Consider the following 827-nt stretch of genomic DNA (forward strand, 5'->3'; position numbering starts at 1 on the left):
CTCGAGTGTCAGCAGATGTGGTCAGGTTGAGTGTCGGCGAGTAGCAGAGGTCCAGCAACCATGACTTTGAGGCGAACCAGAGCTTACGCTGCATCCGGCTTGGTTCTAGCGATTTGCACTGTGTTTGCTTGGCAGAACGCCACTGCTGCTCACAATTGCCACGCAGCCGCGACGCCTGGCGTCAATTGGCACGAGTGTGACAAGAAGCTTCTCATCCTAGAAGGACAGGACCTGAGCGGGGCGAACCTGTTCGGTGTTGATTTCACTTCGACCGACCTCAGGAACAGCAATCTCCTTGCGGCAAATCTTGAGAAGGCAACGCTTGTGCGTGCTTCCCTGGCCGACTCGACCGCCAAAGGCGCCCGGTTCGACAGAATCGAGGCCTACAGGACCGACTTCAGCCGTATGGACGCGCAGGGCGCTGTGTTCGCGAGCGCGGAATTGCAGCGCTCGAATTTCCAGAACGCCAATCTGACCAACGTTGATTTCACAAAGGCAGAATTGGGGCGTGCGCGGTTCCATGACGCCGATATCAGCGGCAGCCGCTTCTCGTTTGCCAATCTCGCACGGGCGGACTTCCGAGGAGCGACGTTCACCGCGTCGATAGACTTTGACCGCGCCTTTTTCTTTCTGACCCGTATCGAGGGCGTCGACCTTTCCAATTCGGCGGGTCTGTCCCAGTGGCAGCTCAACATGGCTTGCGGAGACGCCCGGACCGAGTTGCCTTCTGGCTTGACGAGGCCTGAAGATTGGCCCTGTCAATTCCAGCAGGAATAGTTGTCGGCAAGCGAACTGCGGCAATGCTGCACCCGACAGGATTCGAACCT

The 827-nt window shown here is 58.0% G+C and carries 1 protein-coding gene; it reads left to right on the plus strand.

Annotated elements, in window-relative coordinates; all coding sequences use genetic code 11:
- Window positions 1-60: 60 nt before the first annotated feature.
- The gene (locus AC0L2K_RS34935) at window positions 61-777 is read left to right on the plus strand and encodes a pentapeptide repeat-containing protein (protein ID WP_473533653.1); all 717 of its coding nucleotides are present in this window, start codon (window positions 61-63) and stop codon (window positions 775-777) included.
- Window positions 778-827 lie beyond the last annotated feature (50 nt).

The organism is Mesorhizobium sp. WSM4817 (assembly GCF_055811135.1).